This window comes from Polyangiaceae bacterium, assembly GCA_020633235.1.
Lineage (GTDB): Bacteria > Myxococcota_A > Polyangia > Polyangiales > Polyangiaceae > JACKEA01.
Genome location: JACKEA010000001.1, coordinates 809,075 through 828,332 on the forward strand (window position 1 = coordinate 809,075; position 19,258 = coordinate 828,332).

The following is a 19,258-nucleotide window of genomic DNA, read 5'->3' on the forward strand; positions in this document are numbered from 1 at the left end:
TAACTTCCGTGGATCCCAAAGGTGCCGGACGACCTTTTCGAGACCACCGTAGAAGTCACCGTTACGCGGGACTTCACTCGTTCCTGGCGGCGTAGTGTGCCCGGGCAGGCGTTCCTCGTCGTCATCGCGGGGCCCCGGCTGGGACATCGGGTGATCCTGGGCGAACAGACCATCGACATCGGTCGCGGCTCCGCCTGCGGACTGCAGCTGGATGCCGACAGCGTCAGCCGCCTCCACGCGCGCATCACCTGGGACGGTCACCACCACCACGCGGTGGATCTGCGCTCGACCAACGGCACCTACGTGAACGAGGCGCGCATCACGGATCATGTCCTGAGCGATGGTGATCGCCTCCAGATCGGGAAGGTGTTGCTCAAGTACATCTCCAGCGCCAACGTGGAGAGCGCGTACCACGAGGAGATCCAGCGCTTGATGCGCTACGACGGTCTCACCGGCATCAACAACAAGAGCCACTTCGACGAGACCTTCCACAACGTGGTGTGGCGAGCTCGGATGGATCCCAAGCCGCTCAGCTTGATCGTGTTCGACCTGGACCACTTCAAGAACATCAACGACACCCACGGCCACACGGCGGGGGACGCCGTGCTGCGCCAGGTGGCGGGAGTGGTGGCGCAGCAAGTGCCGCAGCACTTCCTCCTGGCTCGGGTCGGGGGAGAAGAGTTCGCGATCCTGTGCCCCGGCGCTCAGCTGGAAGCGGCCCGGCAACTGGCGGAGCGGGTGCGCGCGGCGGTGGAGGGCACGCGCTTCGAGTTCGACGGCACGCACATTCCGGTGACGGTGAGCTTGGGCGTGGCCGAGCGGCTGACCACGGACACCGCTCCAGAAACGCTGTACGAGCGCGCGGACGCGCAGCTCTACGCCGCCAAGGGCGGCGGTCGCAACCGCGTGTGCTGAAATCAAGAGCGCCCGCGCCGGAGATCCGACGCGGGCGCGAAACCGAACCTTGACGCTGCTCAGCGAGGCACGGGCACCGGCTTGGTGGTGGAGCCGGTGGCCTCCTCGGTGCTGAACTCGAACTTGTCGATCAACACCGTGGAATCGAGGATGTGGTCGCCGACGTCGTAGGCCATGAAGCGGAGCGTGACCTCCGAGCCGGGATCCACCGGAGACTGAGTCTCCAGCCAGCCGGTGGCGGCGTGGTTCTCGAAGCCGGTGCCGGTGAGCTCGCCGGGGCCCAGGTTGCAGGGAAAGGTCTTGCCGCCCGCGGTCTGCGGCGTGCACACCTCCAAGAGCCCGTTGTTGACGCTGACCGGGTTGTTCTGGCTGTCGAAGGAGATGTTGCCCTGGATCGCGTTCGGCGGCGGTGGGTTCTGGAGCGCGACGAAGAAGTCGTTGTACGACGAGCAGATAAACGACGGAAATTCGTAGGTGTAGAAGTCGAACACGAACTTGAAGCTCTTGGCGTTGGTGGGAACGCGGATCTTCACCTCGAAGCCACCCGGATCGTTGGCGTTGCCGCCGGTGGTGACGCCGGGACAGGCCGGTGTGTCGATGGGGAAGCCGGGGGGCTGGGGGCTGGTAGTGCCCGCACTGAAACCGCCAACGGATTGGTAGCCCGGGTCCGTCGGCTGCCGCGCGGTGCCGCTGGACAGGCCCAGCATGCGCTTGCCCTCCTGCGTGTTGACGTTGGGGCCGAAGGCCTCGAGCAGGCCCGCGCTCAGCGGGTTCATGCCCGGGGAGCCGTCCGCCAGCACGTACTTGGCCTCGAGCACGCCCCACTTCTTGTCGCCGGCGGTGGCCACGTGGCACAGGCCGATGGCCGCGGCGGCGGCCATGGGGTCCGTGTAGCCGACGTCGGGGATGGTCTCGTCGCAGTGCTCCACGGTGTTGTCCGGCGTGCCGTCGCAGTCCTCGTCTACGCCGTTGCCCATCACGTCGAAGGCGCCGGGGTTGGCGTTGGGCTCGCAGTCGTTGCAGTCGCCATCTTGGATGGTGAAGCCGTCCTTGTCGTAGTCTTCCGTGGGGCCGGCGTTGCAGGTGCTGGTGCCGCCGCCGGTGCCCGCGCCGCCGCCGGCGTCAATCAAAGGACCGCCACCGCCCGTGGCGCCGAAGTTGCCGAAGCCACCGGTGTTGCCGGCGTTGCCCACGTTGCCAGAGCCGCCGGTGTTGCCGCCGCCGGTGCCCAAGCCCGCGTTGCTGCTGTTGTTGTTGCTGGAGCAGCCGGCTGCAAGAGCCAGCGCGCTGACCAAGGTCAAGCCACCTACTGCGAAATACGCTCGTTTCATCTTCAACCTGCCGCCGCAAATCGGAGCGGGCCGCCCGCTCCGGGTCATTGAATCAAGTCCCTCGCGAAGCACCGCGCTGGACAAAGAGAGGGGGCGCCACCATCAGCGCGGAACCGGTTTCGTGACGGGCGTCTCCCCCTCGCCCAGATCCCAGGTGAAATTGTCGATCAGCACCGTCGAATCCAGGATGTGGTCACCCATGTCCCAGATCGCGAAGCGAATGGTGACCTCCGCGCCCGCGGGCACGGGCGCTTGCGTGTTGAGCCAGCCCGTCGCTGCGTGGGGGCCCGTCCAGGACAGCTCGTCAAAGCCCGTGTTCTGGAGCATTCCGGTGCCGAGAGAGCAGGGGAAGCTCTTGCCGCCGGCGGTCTGCTGCTGGCACGCCTCGACGAAACCGTTGTTCACGCTCACGGGGTTGCCCTGGCTGTCGAAGGAGACGTTGCCGGACTGGGCGTTCGCCGGCTCCGGGCTGACCAGCGCAACGAAGAAGTCGTTGTACTGGGTGCACACGTACTCGGGGAACTCGAACGTGTAGAAGTTGAAGTCGAACGCCATCTCGTTGGCGTTCGTCGGCGTCCGCACCACGATTTCCAGCGCCGCCGTGTCATTGGCGGTGGTGTCCGACGCCGTTTGCACGTTGCACGCGGGGGAGTCTTTGGGGAAGCCGGGAGGCGTATTGCCGGTGGTGCCCATGTCGGCACCGCTCGGGCTTTGGAAGCCGGGATCCCCCGGGCGCCGTGCGGTCCCGCTCGAGAGCGCCAGGATGTTGGTGCCCTCCCGAGGGTTCACGCCCGGACCGAAGTTCGGCAGCAAGCCGTGGCTGATGTCGTTCATGCCCGGCGAGCCGTCCGCCTTCACGTACTTGGCGCTGACCAGACCCCAGCTCGACCCTTGAGCCATGCGGCAGATGCCGATGGCATGGGCGGCGACCACCGGATCGCCGTAGCCGATGTCCACGGTCTGGTTGTCGCAGCCGACGGGCTCGTCGTCCGGCACGCCGTTGCAGTCTTCGTCCACGCCGTTGCCCGGGTAGTCGAAGGCGCCAGGGTTCATCTGATTGGTGCAGTCGTTGCAATCCCCGGCGGCGGGCGTGAAGCCGTCGCCGTCGCCATCGGAGTTGGGGTCGAGGTTGGTGCAGGGCGGCGCTTGGTTGAGCTTGCCGCCGGTGCCGTTACCGCCGTTGCCGCCCACGTTGATGATGTTGCCAGTGCCGCCGTTGCCCCCGCCCCCGCTGGCAGCGGCGCCGCCACCACCGCCGTTGTTGTTGCCGCTGTTGGTGCTGGAGCAGGCCGCGCCAGCAGCGGCCAGGGAAAGGAGAACGATGGAAGAAAGGAGGGAGGCCGTCGTGCGCATGGTTTTGTCCCGCGCTCGGATGCATTGGAGCCGCCCGTCCGCCGATTACGGTGGCTTTCCGAGCACCCGAGGCAAGGTACAGTAGCTTCGGGGTCGGCCCCTGTCACGCGAGCGCCCCGCCGTTTGTCAGCTTTGTCCCCAAAGGCTACAGCGCTCACGAAAAATTTCGCGAGCGCTGTAGACGGCTCGAGGGGATCAGGCCTGGGCTGAGCGGCCCGAGCTCTTGCGCGCGCGCTTCGCGGCCTTCTTCTTGGGCGCGCCGTTGGTCGCCTTCTTGCCGTTGGCGGTCTTCTTGGCGCCGTTGGCGGACGCGCGCTTGCCACCCAGCAGGTCGGAAGCCATCTGCTTGGCGCGGTTCACCTTCTCCCACGAGAAGCCACGCCGACCGAAGTGACCGTAGGCCGCGGTGGCCTGGTAGATCGGCCGTAGCAGGTCCAGCTCGTCGATCAGCGCCTTGGGGCGGAAGTCGAAGTGCTGCGCCACGTACTTCTGCAGCGTCTCGTCATCCACCTTGCCGGTGCCGAAGGTCTGAACGTACACGCCCACCGGCTTGGCCACGCCAATGGCGTAGGCGACCTGGACCTCGGCCTTGCGGGCGAGCCCCGAGGCGACGATGTTCTTCGCCACGTAACGCGCGTAGTAGCAAGCCGAGCGGTCCACCTTGGACGGGTCCTTGCCGCTGAAGGCACCGCCGCCGTGGCGGCCCATGCCGCCGTAGGTGTCCACGATGATCTTGCGGCCGGTGAGGCCTGCGTCGCCATGGGGGCCGCCGATCACGAAGCGACCGGTGGGGTTGATGAAGAACTTGGTCTTCGAATCCAGCATGTCCTTGGGCAGCGCCTTCTTCACGCACAGCTCCATGACCGCTTCGCGTAGCGCCTTGTACTTCACGTCCGGCGAGTGCTGCGTGGACACGACCACGGTTTCGATGCGCTTCGGCCGGTCGTCCTCGTACTCGATGGTGACCTGGCTCTTGCTGTCCGGGCGTAGGAACTTCACCTTGTTGCTCTTGCGCACGGCTGCCAGCTGTTGCATCAGCGCGTGGGAGTACATGATGGGCGCGGGCATCAGCTCCGGGGTCTCGTCGCACGCGTAGCCGAACATCAGCCCCTGATCGCCGGCGCCTTGCTCCTTGTACATGCCGGAGCCCTCGGTGACGCCCTGGGAAATGTCCGGAGACTGAGGCTCCACGGCGGTGAGAATGCCGCAGGTTTCCCAGTCGAAACCCATCTCCGAGCTGGTGTATCCGATGTCCTTGATCACGCCGCGGGCGATGGACCCGAAATCGACGGTCGACTTGGTGGTGATCTCTCCGGCGACGACCACGAATCCGGTCTTGCACAAGGTTTCGCAGGCGACCCGGCTGCGCGGATCACCCTTGAGCGCAGCGTCCAGCACCGCGTCCGAGATCTGATCGCAGATCTTGTCGGGATGACCTTCGCTGACGGATTCGGACGTGAAGAGATATCGACTCATATTGACTCCATTTCGGTCGTATACGTAGGGAAGCGCGGGCTTTCGCGCGGCGCCGTTCCCGGAAGGCGGGCGGGGACCCTAGCACGGACCCTCTCGAATGTAAGGGGGCGGAGAATCCGCCTCAATTTCCGCGTCGGGCCAGTAGGGCGTCCAGCGTGCGGATCAACTCGGCGGCGTCGGCAGGCTTGGTGATGTACGCGTCCGCACCGGCGTCGTAACCGCGCAGCGTGTCGATGCGCGCGTCCTTGCTGGTGACCATCACGATGGGCACGCCCTGGAAGCGCGGCTCCTTGCGCAGCGCGCGGGTGAGCTCGTAGCCGTCCATCTTGGGCATCATCACGTCCGTGCTCACGGCGTCGAAGTCTTGCTCGCGGGCAATTTGCAGCGCTTCTGCTCCGTCCGCGGCGGCGACCACCTCGAAGCCGGCCCGGGTGAGCTCGCGGCGAATGGCTTCGCGGATCACGTCGCTGTCTTCCGCCACGAGGATGCGGCCGCGCTCGGCGACGGCGCGCCGCTCGGCGAGCACCGGAGCTTCGGGCAGCGTCCGACCCTTGGCGTGGACCAGCACTTCGGCCAGGTCCACGACCAACAAGATGCGGTCTCCGATCAGCGTGGCCCCGGCGGCGCAGGGCGCCCGGGACAGAAGCGGCCCGAGCGATTTGATCACGACCTCATGGCGGCCCAGCACCTGCTGCACCAAGAGGCCCAGGCGCTCGCTACCCACTTCCACGATCACCACGCTGGCCTCGCCCTGGTCGCTCAAGGAGGCCTCGCGCTCGAGGCCCAGGACTCGCGCCAGGTCCACCACCGGCACCAGCTCGCTGCCGACCCGCAGGCACACGCCGTCCGCCACGGTCTCGAGCTCCCCGCTGGAGACGTTTTGCGCGCTCACCACGGCGTCCAGCGGCACCGCCACCAGCTCACCGCCGACCCGCGCTGCGAGGACCTGGGTGATGGCCAACGTCAGCGGCAGGCGCAGCTCCATGCGGCTGCCGCGACCGAGCTCGGAGTCGATGCCGATGCTGCCCTTCAGCTTGGCGATGGTGTCGCGCACCACGTCCATGCCCACGCCGCGTCCGGAGACGTCGCTCACCTGCTCCGCGGTGGAGAACCCCGCCCGGAAGATCAGCTCGAAGGCGCTGCGGTCATCGAGCTGCGCGGCTTCGTCGGCCGTCAACAGACCCTTGTCCACGGCCTTGTGCTTGAGCTTGCCGGGATCCATGCCGCCGCCGTCGTCCTCGATGGTGACCACGATCTGTCCGCCGCGCTGGCTCGCCGACAGCCGCACGAGCCCTGCTTCGTTCTTGCCCGCCGCGCGGCGCCGGTCCGGCGTCTCCACGCCGTGGTCCACGGCGTTCCGCACCAGGTGCAACAGCGGATCTTCCAGGCGCTCGACCAGTACCTTGTCGAGCTCCGTTTCCTGTCCCGAGAGCTCCACCGCCACTTGCTTGCCGAGCTTGCCGGCGAGCTCCCGCACCGTGCGCTGGTACTTGGTGAAGAGTCGCGCGATGGGCACCATGCGGAGCTTCATCACGGTGTCGCGGAGCTGCCCCACGGCGAGGCCCAAGGAGCCGAGCCCGGCGTCGAGGTCCGCATAGGTTTCGCTCAGCACGCGCTCCGTGCGCTGCAGCTCGTCCACCAGCGGGCTCGCCGCGCCGACGCTTGCGGCGAGCTTCTTGCGGAGACCTGCGACCTCGCGCAGGAGTGCGCCTTGTACCTCGGCGGCGGCGGCCAGGCGCCCGCGGGAAAGCACGATTTCCCCGACGAGGTTCAAGAGCTGGTCCACCTTCGCGAAGTCGATGCGGAGCGTGGCCTGGGCGGCCGCCGCCGCCCGTGGCTTGGGGGCCGCGCCCCGCAGCGGCGCCACCGGTGCCGCCGCCACCACCCGCGGCCGGCCGGGATCCTCGAGCCGCGCGAGCACGCCGCTCACGTCCACGTCGATGGGCTCCCGCGCTCGGGCGCGATCCACGATGGCCTTGAGCACGTCCAGCGTCTCGAGCAACAGGTCCACCAGGTTCTTGTCGACCTGACGCTTTCCGTCGCGTAGCTCGCCGATGCGATCTTCCGCCAGGTGCGCGACGCGGTTCATCTTCTTGAGCCCGGCGAACGCGCTCGAGCCCTTCAGCGTGTGCAAGTCGCGGAAGATCTCGCCCACGAGCTCCTTGTCGCCGCCGCTCTCCTCCAGCACCAGCAGGCGCTCCGACAGGCCCTCGAGGCGTTCCACGCATTCGTCCAGGAACGCGGCGATCATGTCCTCGGCGAGGGTCGGCTCCCACACGCTGTCGTCGCTGGGGTCCGTCGTCGCAGGCGCCGCGACCGGCGCTTCGGCGACCCCGACGCCGAGGGAACGCGCCTGCTCGATGAGCTCCGTCTCGTTCACGCGCGCGCCGGACTCGTCGCCGTGGCCGAGCGCCTCGGCGGAGGACTCCAAGGTGTCGAGCGCCGCATCGAGCTCCCCGCGCTCGACGTCCACCGCATAGGCCGCCGCGCGCGCCAATGCGCTCACGCCTTCCGCGCCGAGCAAGGCGGCATCCACGGCGAAGGGCACCAGCGCCGCCGCGAGCTCAGCGGCGCGGTCCGCACCGTCGAGATCGAGCGCCGCCCGCGCCGCCTCGATACGAGCCGGGGCCAGGGCGAGGAACAGCTCGTAAAGCTCCGCCGAGTCGCTGCTCACAACGGGACGGTAGAACATCCGTGGGCGGAGCGGGAGGTCCCGCGCCGGACCGACAAACCTGGGCACACGGCGCCCCCGATTCCGTGGTACGCCCGGAACGTGAGTGAAAGCGACAGAGCCCCGAATATCGCCATCTTTTGTGACTACGAGAACGTGGCCATCGGCGCGCGGGATGCCAAGTACGACGCCTTCGACATCTCCCTCGTGCTCGAGCGTCTGCTCGACAAGGGCAAGATCGTCGTCAAGAAGGCGTACTCCGACTGGGAACGCTACAAGACCGCGCGGCGGCCGCTGCACGAGGCGGGCTTCGAGCTGATCGAGATCCCCCACGTGTCCTACTCCGGGAAGAACTCCGCGGACATTCGTCTCGTCGTGGACGCCCTGGACCTCTGTTACACCAAGGGCCACGTGGACATGTTCGCGGTGGTCAGCGGTGACAGCGATTTTTCGCCGCTCGTGAACAAGCTTCGCGAGAACGACAAGATGGTGATCGGCGTGGGAGTGAAGAACTCCAGCAGCGACCTCTTGATCGAGAACTGCGACGAGTTCATCTACTACGACGACTTGGTGCGGGAGAAGCCCAAGGCCGGGGACAAGCAGAGCCGCTCCCGCGGTGGCGGTCGCAAGAAGGCCAGCAAGGCCAGCAAGAAGGCCTCGCCGGAGGACGCTCAAGAGGAGAAGCGATCGCAGGAAGGGCTCGAGCTGGTGCTCGACACGGTGGACGCGCTGTTTCGCGAGCGCGACGACACGCTGTGGGGCTCGATGGTGAAGCAGACGCTGAAGCGCAAGAAGCCGACCTTCAGCGAGACCTTCCACGGTTACCGAAACTTCAATGAGCTCCTGGAGGACGCCCAAGAAAAGGGCCTCTTGGAGCTGCAGAAGGACGAAAAATCAGGGGGCTACCTGATCTTGGGCTTCGGCCCCAAAGCGTAGGAGTCGGCGCATGGGCTACGGGCGCAGCGCGGATCGATTCGCAGGCGCGATGTCACGCCTGCTGCACCTCCGGGGAGCCAAGGAAAACACCATCGGCTACCTGCATCAGTACCTGGACCTGGCTCCGGACCAGCTGTTCCCGGTACCGAAGCCGATCACGGATCTGCGAATCCAGCGCACGCTGCTCGATCGCGCGATGCGCACCTCCACGCTCACCTGGACCAGCACGCACGAAGTGGTGTGCTCGCGCTACCGGCGGCGCCACGAGAGCGAGTACAAGAAGAACCTCGTGGCGCACGCGCGCTGGATCCGCCCCGCTGGGGAGCAACGCAAGACGGCGCTCATCTACGTGCACGGTTGGCTCGAGCCCGGCTCTTGGGCGGAAGAGTCCACGCTGTTTCGCAAGTGGTCCCGGGAGCTCAGCGTGGACATCTTGCACGTGGCGCTGCCCTTCCACGGCTCCCGCAAGCCGAAGGAAGCGCTGTTCTCCGGCGAGTTCTTCTGGACGGCGGATCTGGTGCGCTCCATGGAGGGCGTGCGTCAGGCCGCCTGCGATACTCGCGCGCTGATGGCGTGGCTTCGGAATCACGGCTACGAGCGCGTGGGCGTCACGGGCATCAGCCTGGGCGGCGCCATCACCATGCTGCTCGCCTGTCTGACCCCCACGCCAGATTTCGTCGTCCCCATCATCTCGCACTTGGAGCTCGAAGCCGCCGTGGAAGAAGCGCCCATCTTATGGCGCATGAAGGCGGACCTCGAGCGCTGGGGTATCGACGCCGAGCAGCGCCGGGACTTGTTTCGGCGCCTGGGGCTCTCCAGCGCCCTGCCCAAGCTGGCGCCCGAGCGGCAGCTGTGGATCCAGGCGCGGGAGGACGTCTACATCGACGCTGCCCTGGCCGAGGCGCAGTGGACGCAGTGGGGCGAGCCCAACATCTTGTGGATCGAGGGCGGCCACATGACCTTCCCGCTGCACATCGATCGCATCACCCAGCGCATCGACGACTTCTTGGCGTCGTTCTAACCCGCGGCGATCATTTCTTGTCGGTCCGCCGCGGAACCACGCGGTTCGCAGGCAGCGCTATGGGGCGGCTTTGATGCGTTTGGCGGGGGTGCGCTTGATGGTGACGCGGATCACCTCTTCGCCCCGCAGCACCGTGAGCTTCACGGGCTCGTCCACGGCGCCGGAGAGCACCTGGTGGACGCGCTTCTGATCGAGCATGCGCACGTCCATGCCGTCGATGGTCAGGATCTGATCGCCTGCTTCGAGCCCCTGCTTTTCCGCCCCGAGACCCTTGGGCGCGTCGTGCACCACCAGGTGGCCGCGGGGGTCCTGCGCCAGCACGGCGCCGATGGTGCCCTTCTCGGGACCGCAGGCGCCGAGGGCCAGCGCGAGCAGCAGCGCGCGCCTCACGAGCGATAGCCCGCGTTCACGTCCACGTAGCCGTGACCGAGGTCACTGGTGAGATAGCGACCGCGGCCGGGACCGTCGCCCAGCGAAAGATCGATGGTGTAGCTCCGAGCTTTGAGCACCACGGCGGCGCGCTGCTCCGCTTCGACGCCCAGGGCGAGGCCGCCCTTGACGATGTCGATGCCGCCGATGGCGATCGCGGCGCGCGTCGGGTCGAAATGCACGCCCGAGCGGCCCGCCGCAGCGAGCAGTCGACCCCAGTTGGCGTCCTCGCCGAACAGGGCCGTCTTGACGAGCAGGGATGTCGCGACGGTGCGGGCGATAGCGCGGGCGTCCGCGTCGTTCGCGAGGCCCGCGACGCGGATTTCCGCGACGTGGCTCGCGCCCTCGCCGTCCGCCACCATGGACCGCGCGAGCGCGTCGCAGACGGAAAACAGGGCCGGCTCGAGCTGTGCCCGGGTGGCGTGCCGGCCCGTGGCGCCGGTGGCGAGAGCGATGACGCAATCGTTCGTACTGGTGTCGCCGTCCACGGTGCAGGCGTTGAAGGTGACGTCCACGGCGCCCGCGAGGGCCGACGCCAGCGTGGGTTGGTCCACGACGGCGTCGGTGAAGACGAAGCCGAGCATGGTGGCGTGCGGCGGCCCCATGTCGGGGTGGATCATGCCGGCCCCCTTGGCGATGGCGAGCAGGGTGATGGGGCCTTCCGCGGTGGACACCGTCTCGGCGGCGACCTTGGGCCAGCGGTCCGTCGTCATGATGGCGCGCGCGAAGGCTTCCCAGCCGTCGGGGCGTAGACCGTCCACGAGGTCGCCGGCGCGCGACGCGATCTTGTCCGCGGGCAACAGCGCGCCGATCACTCCGGTGGATGCCGGCAGCACCGCTTCGGGCTCCACGCGCAGCACTCGCGCCACCGCTTCCGTCGATGCATGGGCCGCCGCGACGCCCGGCTCCCCGGTGCAGGCGTTGGCGCACCCACTGTTCACCACGATCGCCCGCGCGCTGCCCGCCCGAACGCGCGCCTCGGTGACGAGCACGGGCGCCGCGCGCACGAGATTCCGCGTGAGCACCGCCGCCACCGTGGCCGGCCGATCCGCAACGGCCAGGGCCACGTCCGCGCGGCCGTCCTTGCGAATCCCGGCGGAGAGCGCCGAAAACGACAGGCCGCCCACCGTGACGCCCGACGGCAAGTGGCCGTAGCCCGACGACGCGCCTGAGGATGCTTCCGTCATGGCTCTGCGCCATACCTCGTCGCGCCGCCGGCCGCACGCGGCCCGAGCTCCAAGCCACCACGCCTCTCGACCCAAGCTGCGAAACTGGCTTTCGAAGAAAGCAGACGGAGCCAGCTTGGGGATTTGAGCCGATCGACCCAGGGTCTCGAGCTAGCGGTTCGAAGTGCCGGTCACCGGGTTATCGCACCGAACAGAGGCCGAAGACCCAAGCTACACTTTGGTTCTCGGAAGAGAACAGACGGAGCCAGCTTGGGGATTTGAGCCGGCCGAGCAAGAGTCTCGAGCTAGTGTCGGAAGGTACCGACGAGGGGGTTATCGCACCGGACAGAGGCCGAAGACCCAAGCTACGAAACTGGCTTTCGAAGAAAGCAGACGGAGCCAGCTTGGGGATTTGAGCCGGCCGAGCAAGAGTCTCGAGCTAGTGTCGGAAGGTACCGACGAGGGGGTTATCGCACCGGACAGAGGCCGAAGACCCAAGCTACGAAACTGGCTTTCGAAGAAGGCAGACGGAGCCAGCTTGGGGATTTGAGCCGGCCGAGCAAGAGTCTCGAGCTAGTGTCGGAAGGTACCGACGAGGGGGTTATCGCACCGGACAGAGGCCGAAGACCCAAGCTACACTTTGGTTCTCGAGAGAGAACAGTCGGAGCCAGCTTGGGGATTTGAACCCCAGACCTGCGGTTTACGAAACCGCTGCTCTACCACTGAGCTAAGCTGGCCGGAATTTGGGGCGGCGAGCATACGCGCGCGGTCAGTCGAGTCAAGAGGCGAAGTTTCCGGCCTTGGCGTGGCGTTTCTCGAGGTTCCGCGGCGGACCGACAGCCCCAAGCGTCGGGAGCTCGGCGTAGCGTTTCTCGAGGTTCCGCGGCGGACCAACAGCCCCAAGCGTCGGGAGCTCGACACCCGCTTCAGCCAAGCGGACGCTCAACGAGCGGAGGGGTGCTCCTGCATGAGGCCCGGACCGGGCACGAAGCTCGGCGAGATGAGACCGCCGGCGTACTTCCAGTTCTGCATGATCAAGCTCAGAGCAGGGGCGACGGGGGGCGGAGCTTGGGCGCGGCTTTCGATCGGGACCGTCCAACCATCGAAGGCGTGGGCGCTGGAAAACTCGTCGACCCAGTTCTTCTTCACGGAGCCCGCGATGCAGTGGCGCCGGGCGTTGTTGAGCACGTAGGCAAGGACGTTGCGCATGTCTCGTGCGTCGTGGACCACTCGGCTGAAGAAGCGATCCGCGAACACCTTGCCACGACGCTGCATGACGGCGTTCAACCCCTTGGCGATGCGGATGGAGATGCCCTGAAGCGCGCGCGAGAGCGCTTGCCGACTTTCCGCCTCTGCCACCAGATGCACGTGGTTGCTCATCACGGCGAAGTGCACGAGCCGAAACCCGTTGCGCTGTTGCCAAGCGGCGAACGCCTTCTGGATCACGCGGAAGCAGCGCTTGGACCGGAGCTTGTACACGTGCTTCTGCACGCGCAGGGTGACGTGGACGGCAACGTCCGCGCTGGTGTCCCCTCGTTGGAGATGCGCGACGCCGCTCTCACGCCGCCGTGGACGCCCTGCGCCCGCGCGCCGCCCGCCCCAGCCGCGCTTTCTATCGCTGGGGAGCTGATGACGGGGGGCTGACGGATGCGCGCGCATCTTGAATCTGGCATATATTGACACGCGGTGGGCGATGCGCAAGTGCGTTGTCCGCACCTTTGTTTTTTTGTGTTGGTGCGGCGCGGAAGCGACGGGGTGCGCGGCGCGGGAGCGACGGGGAGCGACGGGGTGCGCGGCGCGGAAGCGACGGGGTGCGCGGCGCGGAAGCGACGGGGTGCGCGGCGCGGAAGCGACGGGGTGGGCGGCGCGGGAACGACGGGGTGGGCGGCGCGGAAGCGACGGGGTGGGCGGCGCGGGAGCGCGTCAGGCGGCGTCGCGCATCAGCTCGACGCCGTCGAGCTCCGTGCAGATGCGACGCGCTTGGCGGACGTCGCTCTCGTCGTCGAGCCGCACGGTGACGATGGTGGACGGCGGCAGGTCGCGCGTCGCGTCTTCGGTCTTCTTCTGCTGCGCGTCGAGCCGTGCCATCGCGCCCACGAAGAAGCCGATGATGGCGCCCATGCCGCCGGCGGCGAGGGCGATGCCGATCTTCAGCGGTCCATTGCCCACGGCTTCCAAGAACAAAACGGTGACGAGCCCCACGCCGAAGCCTGCGGCAATGCCTAGGACCATCGACAGCGGGACCTTCTTCGTGCGCATCACGGTGTCGGACGGCTTGGTCGTCTTCTCCACGATCAATGGTTCTTCCACCTCGGGTAGATGGTCGCGGAGTCGAGCGAGGGCGTCGTCGGCGTGTGCGCGGTCTGGGAATCCGAATACGACGTTCATGCCGTCGAATTCACGCAGCATCCGTGCCACTCATGCGGACGGCCAAAGGCCGGGGAAGGTGCGCGATGCGCGCTGCGTGACCGAGCGGATCCGCCCGCTGCGGCGGATCGTGACACGCGGCAATCCGCCATGGAATTCGGCGGGGCCGGACATTTGTAGTCGAATCGCGTAGATTCTCTCTCGAGCTTCGACGTGACTCTCGCTACGCCATCCATCGCTCCGGGAACCGTGCTTGCTGGCAAGTACGAGGTGGTCCGGCTTCTCGGACAGGGCGGCATGGGCGTGGTGGTGGAGGCGAAGCACCTGCAGCTGCACGAGCGGGTGGCGCTGAAGTTCCTGCTGCCGGAGTACGCGGGGAGCGGGGAGGCGGCGGAGCGCTTTCTCCGCGAGGCGCGGGCCGCGGCGAAGATCAAGAGCAGCCACGTGGCCCGCGTGGTGGATGTCGGCACGCTGGACGGCGACTTGCCGTACATGGTGATGGAGTTCCTGGACGGCACCGACGCCGCGGTGCGTCTCGAGCGCGGCGTGCTGTCCGTGGAGGATGCCGTGGACTACGTGGTGCAGGCCTGCGACGCCATCGCAGACGCGCATGCGCAGGGCATCGTGCATCGCGACCTCAAGCCCGCCAACCTGTTCGTGAGCCAGCACTCGGATGGCTCGCCCATGGTGAAAGTGCTCGACTTCGGCATTTCCAAGGTGGTGGGGGACGACAAGGTCGACAGCCTCACGCGCACGACGGCGACGGTCGGATCGGCGCTGTACATGTCGCCGGAGCAGATCAAGCAATCCCGCTCCGTGGATCACCGCACGGACATCTACGCCCTCGGCGTCACGCTGTATGAGCTGTTGGCCGGGCGGCAGCCGTTCATCGCGGACAACTTCCCCGCGTTGTGCGTGGAGATCGCGACCGGAGCCCCGACGCCGCTCCGCGAGCTGCGCCCGGATGTCTCCCCCGAGCTCGCTCAGGTCCTCGAGCGCGCCTACGAACGCGACCGCGAGCGGCGCTTCCAGAGCGTGGCGGAGCTGGTCGTGGCGCTCGCTCCTTGGGCGCCCGCCCGCTCGCACACCATCATCCAGCGCTTGGCGCGCGCCGGAGGAATGCAGCCCGCGGCAGCGACCGGCATGCTGCCGCACCCCGCGGGAGTGACGGCGGCGTACGACCCTTCCACCAACGCGTCGTTCGCCCAATCAGCCACCAACGCGCCGATGACGGCGCCCCGCAAGACCACGTCGGTGTGGCTGCCGGTCGCCATCGGCGGCGGTCTGCTGGTGGTGTTGTCCGCTGCCGCCATCGGCGTGATGGGTGTGGTTCGCGGCTCGACGGCTGCCCAGGCGCCCGCTTCGGCGGAGCCCCTGGAGTCCGCGCTGCCCGCGCAGGTCGAGCCGCTGGCGTCCGCGGCGCCCGTCGAGTTCGCGCCCAGCGCCGACCCCGCGCCCAGCGCCGAGGCACCGCCCAAGGCTGCCGCACCGCCCAAGCCTCAGGCCGTCACACCGAAAGCCGCCCCCAAGGCGGAGCCCCCGGCGCCCAAGCCGGCCGCGACCCCCGCCCCTGCTCCCACGCCAAAGAAGTACGATGCATACGATGTTCGCTAATCGCCTGCTCGCCGCCGCCTGTCTGTGTCTCGCCCTGGCCGCTATCACGACCTCGGCGCACGCCGGCGACAAGGCCCTGGCGGAGTCGCTGTTTCGCGCCGGTCGTCAGCTGATGGAAGCAGGCAAGACGGAAGAGGCCTGCAAGAAGTTCGCTGCGAGCAACGCCCAAGATCCGTCGCCGGGCACCCTGCTGAACCTGGCAGCCTGCAACGAGAAGCTCGGGCGCACCGCCACCGCCTGGGCCAATTTCAAAGAGGCGGCCACCATGGCCCACGATCGCGGCCGCAGCGAACAGCAGACGGCGGCGGAAGAAGGCGCCGCGCGCCTGGAGCCGGGCCTGTCCAAGCTGCAGATCAACGCCCCCGACGAGCGGCCGGAAGGCTTCAAGGTGACGCGCGGGGAGACGGAGCTGTCGGAAGGATCCTTTGGCGTGCCGCTGGCGGTGGACCCCGGAGATCACGAGATCGAAGCGAGCGCACCGGGCCATGCGCCGTGGAAGACCACGGTCTCGATCGGCCGGTCCAAGGACCAGCGCACGGTCACGATACCGGCCCTCCGGAAGCTTCCGGAAGCAGCGGCGCCGCCCCCCGGCGCGGAGGGAGGGGACGCCCGCATGGACACCGCCACTTCCGGCACCGACAACAAGACCCTCGGCTACGTGCTCGCGGGAGTGGGCGGAGCCGCGCTGATCGGCGGGGGTATCTTCGGGATCCTGGCGCAGAAACAAGCCAGCGATGCCCAGGACGATCCCAGCCTGTGCCCTGACAAGAAGTGCACGCCGGCGGGGCGCGACGAGATCGACGCTGCCGAATCCAAAGCGCTCATCTCCACCATCGGCGTCGGCGTCGGGGTAGCCGCCATCGGCGCCGGAGTGGTTCTGATCCTCACCAGCGGTGACGCGAACAAGGCGTCGAAGGGGCCGCAGGTGGCGCCGCTCGTCGCGCGGCGGGGCGGCGGGCTCAGCCTATCCGGCAGCTTCTGAGCGGACCCAGCGGGTTCTCACGGCGGTTGCACCGAGGATGATGGCGCCCCCGGCGATGGCCCAGCCGCCCGGGGTCTCGCCGTGCCACACGAAGGCCCAGATCGGATTGAGCACGGGCTCGACCAGCAGCAAGAGCGACGCCTCCAGCGCCGGCACGTCGCGAAGGCCGCGGGACAGGAGCCAGTACGACATGCCGATCTGAACCACGCCCAAGTAGCCGATGGCAGCGAAGTCCGTCGGCGTGGCGTGAGCGATGGGCAGCGCGAAGGGCAGCGTGACGACGAAGGCGATGACGTTGCCCGCCAGCACCCCGGTCATGTTGTCCGGGGCGTATCCGCGGGCGTCAGGGCGCGAGAGCCAGCGGAGCCCGAGCACGGTGAATGCCCACGCCACTCCCGCTCCGGCGGCCACGATGTTTCCGAGCAGTGGGTTCGGGGCCAGTCGATCCGGCGGGCGCACGCCAACGAAGAACAGCGAAAGACCGAACGCCAGCACCAGGAGGTAGGGAACGTCCCTGCGCTGCATCCGCTCCTGGAGCAACCAGGGCGATGCCAGCAGCACGTACAGCGGTGCGGTGGACTGCAGGAAGATGGTGTTGGCGGCGGTGGTGAGCTTGTTGGCCAACACGAAGGACACCATCGTCGCGCCGTAGGCGACGCCGACGATCAACGAGCGGCGGGACATGCCCCGGCGGGCTGCCGGCAACAGCAACAGCAGCACCACTGCGGCCACCGCGGAGCGCAGGCAGGCCACCTGCCAGGCGCTCAGGGTGGTCGCCTTGATGGCGGCCCCGCCGGTGGAGAAAGTGGCGGCGGCCGCGATCACGAGCGCGCGCGCTCGCGGCGCGCTCCGCTCGGTCACGTCATTCCGCGGCCGCGGCGTCGGGGATGCGATACATCAGGCCGCCCCATCCGGAGAGGTACTCGTCCAGCGCCCCGCCGGCGACACGGGCCGCCCCGGCGTCCGGCTTCAGGCTGAAGAAGTAGCGGCGGAAATCAAAGCCCGCCACGATGGACAGGCCGCTCACGACCTCGTAGCCGCCCATCAACCCGGCATCCACGCCACCGCCCGTGGCGTTGGGGAACCAGGCGTCGGATTCGAGGTCTCCGGTCCCGAGCAGGTAGCGGTATCCGAAGTGCGCGCCCAGCGTCACCTTGGAGACGCGCACTCGACCGTCCAGGCCGAGGCGCACGTACTGGTAGTCGACGTCGGGGACCAAGGGGTTTTGCGGATCGTCGTCGACCGTGAAGCTGTGCCGGCCGTAGCTCGCCTGCACGCCGAGCTCGTTCAGCTCGAACGGGACGCGCACGCGCAGTCCGCCGTACCAGGAGCGCATGCTCGAGGTCAGGTCCTTTCCACCGGACACCTTGCTCTTCAGCGCGAACCCCTGCTCGAAGCCACCGGCCAGGCCGATGTTGGCGGCGAAGCTGTCGGTGAAGTGCGCCGCGGGATACCAGCGGAGCCATACGAACGCGGCCGGCGCGGCGCTCAGCTTGTAGGAGCGGAGCGAGTCGAAGAGATCGTCGGTGTAGCGGAAGTTCCGGGAGAACGCGCGCATGCCCGCGCCGATCTCCAGCGGCGACGGGCGCCCGCCCGCCGCGGCCGGCTCCTCGTCTTCCTCTTCCTCATCGGCGGGCTTCTCTTCTTCGTCGGCCGCCGTGTCGGACGCCCCTTCTTCCCCCGGGATGGTCTCCGCCGGGGGCTCCGGCGCCTTGGCCCGCGAGAGCGACGCGGCGACCTTCTTGCGCAGGTCCCGCGCGATCACGCGGCGGAGCGCGCCTTTTGAGCCCGCCTTCAACGTGAACTCGCTGAGGGTCTCGCCGTCGGCGCCGTTCTTCACGGCGATCTTCACTTCGTTCGCCTTCTTGCTCGTCACCGTGCCGGCGACGAACGCCTTGGCGCCTACGGCCTTCAGCGCATCCGGACCCGACTCGGAGTCCACGCCCTCGGCGTCGGTCAGATCGACCTTCTTGTCGCGCTTCAGCGCCGACACCACGTAGCCCCGGATGGCCTTGCCCTGCGGCCCGCTGAACTCGAGCACCACGACGCCGCCGCCTCCACCGGGGGACTTCGCGTCCTTCAGGCTGTTGCCGATCTCCTTGAAGACGACCTTCTCCACCTTCTCGGTGAGGGCGTCCTGGCTGTCGGCGCGGAACTTGTGGCTCTCGCCGACCTCGCCGTCCTTGCCGCTCCGAAGCCGGAGGGTGACCTCCCAGGACTTACCGCCGCCCTTGACGCTGCCCTCGACCACCATCGCCACGCCGAGCTTCTGCCCCGCGGCCTTCACGCCGTCGGCACTGCTCACGTCCCCTGCGGCATCCGCGCTCACCAGGTACAGCTCCGAGTGGCCGTCGAGGCCGCGCAGCACGGCGGCGCGCACGGCGTCGCCACCATCGCCGGAGATTTCACCCACCACCACGCGGGTGCCACCCTCGGCCCAAGCAGTGGCCGGCGACAACAACGCCAGTACGCACGCCAAAGCTGCGCACAGTGCGATCGTGAAGCGCTGCATCAGTCGGTCCCCGCGTCCTGGGGCTGTCCGCTCCCGGTCAGTCCGTTCACATACTCGGTGATGCACGCTTTCTCCTGAGCGGTGAGGGAACCGGTGAGGGGCATGGGGTCGCCGCAGGGGGCGGGGGTCGCGAGCTTCTCGAGCAGCAGGCTCTGGCTGGGGTTGGCCGAGTCCACCAGCACGTGGCCGCTGCAGTCGGTGGAGGTGGACGTCTGATCCAACAGCCGACTCGCCAGGCCCGGAGAGGCGAGGTCGAGGTTGCCCGCGGGATCCTGCGCGTCGTGGCAGATCTTGGTGGCGCATCCGCTACCAGTCGCCTTGCCGAGGATGTCGGTCTCGACGTTGGTGCCGGGGGGGCAGCTGCCCCCACCGCCGCTACTGCCGCCTTCGCGGAAGTCTTCGGGATTGTCCAGGGTACCGGGGCAGCCGGAGAGCGCGACCGCGGCGAGAAGCAGGAGGATTCGACTCTTCACGGTTCGCGATTC

At 68.0% G+C, this 19,258-nt stretch carries 15 protein-coding genes, 1 tRNA gene and 1 pseudogene; 5 read left to right on the plus strand and 12 right to left on the minus strand.

The features are described from left to right. Positions 1-21: 21 nt before the first annotated feature. Entirely contained in the window at positions 22-915 is an 894-nt protein-coding gene (locus tag H6717_03540; protein MCB9576093.1) for a GGDEF domain-containing protein, read from the plus strand. 59 nt (positions 916-974) lie between these two features. On the opposite strand, the gene H6717_03545 is transcribed toward H6717_03540, so the two are convergent. The 4 genes from H6717_03545 to H6717_03560 form a co-directional block, all read right to left on the minus strand. Beyond that, positions 975-2,246, minus strand: coding sequence for a putative metal-binding motif-containing protein (locus tag H6717_03545; protein MCB9576094.1), 1,272 nt, complete (start codon positions 2,244-2,246; stop codon positions 975-977). A 102-nt stretch (positions 2,247-2,348) separates the two neighbouring features. Beyond that, on the minus strand, positions 2,349-3,599 hold the full coding sequence (locus tag H6717_03550; protein ID MCB9576095.1) for a choice-of-anchor L domain-containing protein: 1,251 nt from the start codon (positions 3,597-3,599) through the stop codon (positions 2,349-2,351). Positions 3,600-3,794: 195 nt separating this feature from the next. Then, entirely contained in the window at positions 3,795-5,075 is a 1,281-nt protein-coding gene (locus tag H6717_03555; GenBank protein ID MCB9576096.1) for a methionine adenosyltransferase, read from the minus strand. Positions 5,076-5,196: 121 nt separating this feature from the next. Further along, complete coding sequence (locus H6717_03560; GenBank protein MCB9576097.1) at positions 5,197-7,749, minus strand: response regulator; 2,553 nt, start codon at positions 7,747-7,749, stop codon at positions 5,197-5,199. Between the two features lie 99 nt (positions 7,750-7,848). Here H6717_03560 and H6717_03565 point away from each other — a divergent pair, with 99 nt between their 5' ends. Continuing rightward, complete coding sequence (locus tag H6717_03565) at positions 7,849-8,682, plus strand: NYN domain-containing protein (GenBank protein MCB9576098.1); 834 nt, start codon at positions 7,849-7,851, stop codon at positions 8,680-8,682. A 10-nt stretch (positions 8,683-8,692) separates the two neighbouring features. After that, on the plus strand, positions 8,693-9,703 hold the full coding sequence (locus H6717_03570) for an alpha/beta hydrolase family protein (GenBank protein MCB9576099.1): 1,011 nt from the start codon (positions 8,693-8,695) through the stop codon (positions 9,701-9,703). Positions 9,704-9,760: 57 nt separating this feature from the next. On the opposite strand, the gene H6717_03575 is transcribed toward H6717_03570, so the two are convergent. The 5 genes from H6717_03575 to H6717_03595 form a co-directional block, all read right to left on the minus strand. Next, the gene (locus tag H6717_03575; GenBank protein ID MCB9576100.1) at positions 9,761-10,069 is read right to left on the minus strand and encodes a PDZ domain-containing protein; all 309 of its coding nucleotides are present in this window, start codon (positions 10,067-10,069) and stop codon (positions 9,761-9,763) included. A gap of 20 nt (positions 10,070-10,089) precedes the next feature. Next, entirely contained in the window at positions 10,090-11,319 is a 1,230-nt protein-coding gene (gene argJ / locus H6717_03580; GenBank protein ID MCB9576101.1) for a bifunctional glutamate N-acetyltransferase/amino-acid acetyltransferase ArgJ, read from the minus strand. 644 nt (positions 11,320-11,963) lie between these two features. Further along, positions 11,964-12,035: transfer RNA gene (locus tag H6717_03585), tRNA-Thr, on the minus strand. Positions 12,036-12,240: 205 nt separating this feature from the next. Further along, positions 12,241-12,957, minus strand: a complete 717-nt coding sequence (locus H6717_03590) for a transposase (protein MCB9576102.1) — start codon at positions 12,955-12,957, stop codon at positions 12,241-12,243. A 264-nt stretch (positions 12,958-13,221) separates the two neighbouring features. Next, on the minus strand, positions 13,222-13,707 hold the full coding sequence (locus tag H6717_03595; GenBank protein ID MCB9576103.1) for a hypothetical protein: 486 nt from the start codon (positions 13,705-13,707) through the stop codon (positions 13,222-13,224). Between the two features lie 255 nt (positions 13,708-13,962). Between H6717_03595 and H6717_03600 the strand changes: the two are divergent. Both H6717_03600 and H6717_03605 read left to right on the plus strand, forming a co-directional pair. Then, a pseudogene (locus H6717_03600) lies at positions 13,963-14,787 on the plus strand (serine/threonine protein kinase). A gap of 481 nt (positions 14,788-15,268) precedes the next feature. Continuing rightward, a complete protein-coding gene (locus H6717_03605) occupies positions 15,269-16,261 on the plus strand; it encodes a hypothetical protein (protein ID MCB9576104.1) in 993 nt (330 codons plus the stop codon). On the opposite strand, the gene H6717_03610 is transcribed toward H6717_03605, so the two are convergent. Genes H6717_03610 through H6717_03620 form a run of 3 tightly spaced genes read right to left on the minus strand, consistent with a single transcriptional unit; the run spans position 16,244 to position 19,246 of the window. Next, positions 16,244-17,122: a DMT family transporter gene (locus H6717_03610; protein MCB9576105.1), complete on the minus strand. Its 879-nt coding sequence runs from the start codon at positions 17,120-17,122 to the stop codon at positions 16,244-16,246. The two genes, H6717_03605 and H6717_03610, sit on opposite strands and share 18 nt — an antisense overlap. Position 17,123: 1 nt before the next feature. Further along, positions 17,124-18,773 (minus strand): hypothetical protein, encoded by a 1,650-nt coding sequence (locus tag H6717_03615; GenBank protein MCB9576106.1) that lies wholly within the window; start codon positions 18,771-18,773, stop codon positions 17,124-17,126. Further along, positions 18,773-19,246: a hypothetical protein gene (locus tag H6717_03620; GenBank protein MCB9576107.1), complete on the minus strand. Its 474-nt coding sequence runs from the start codon at positions 19,244-19,246 to the stop codon at positions 18,773-18,775. Before H6717_03620 ends, H6717_03615 begins: the two co-directional genes overlap by 1 nt. Between the last annotated feature and the right edge of the window lie 12 nt (positions 19,247-19,258).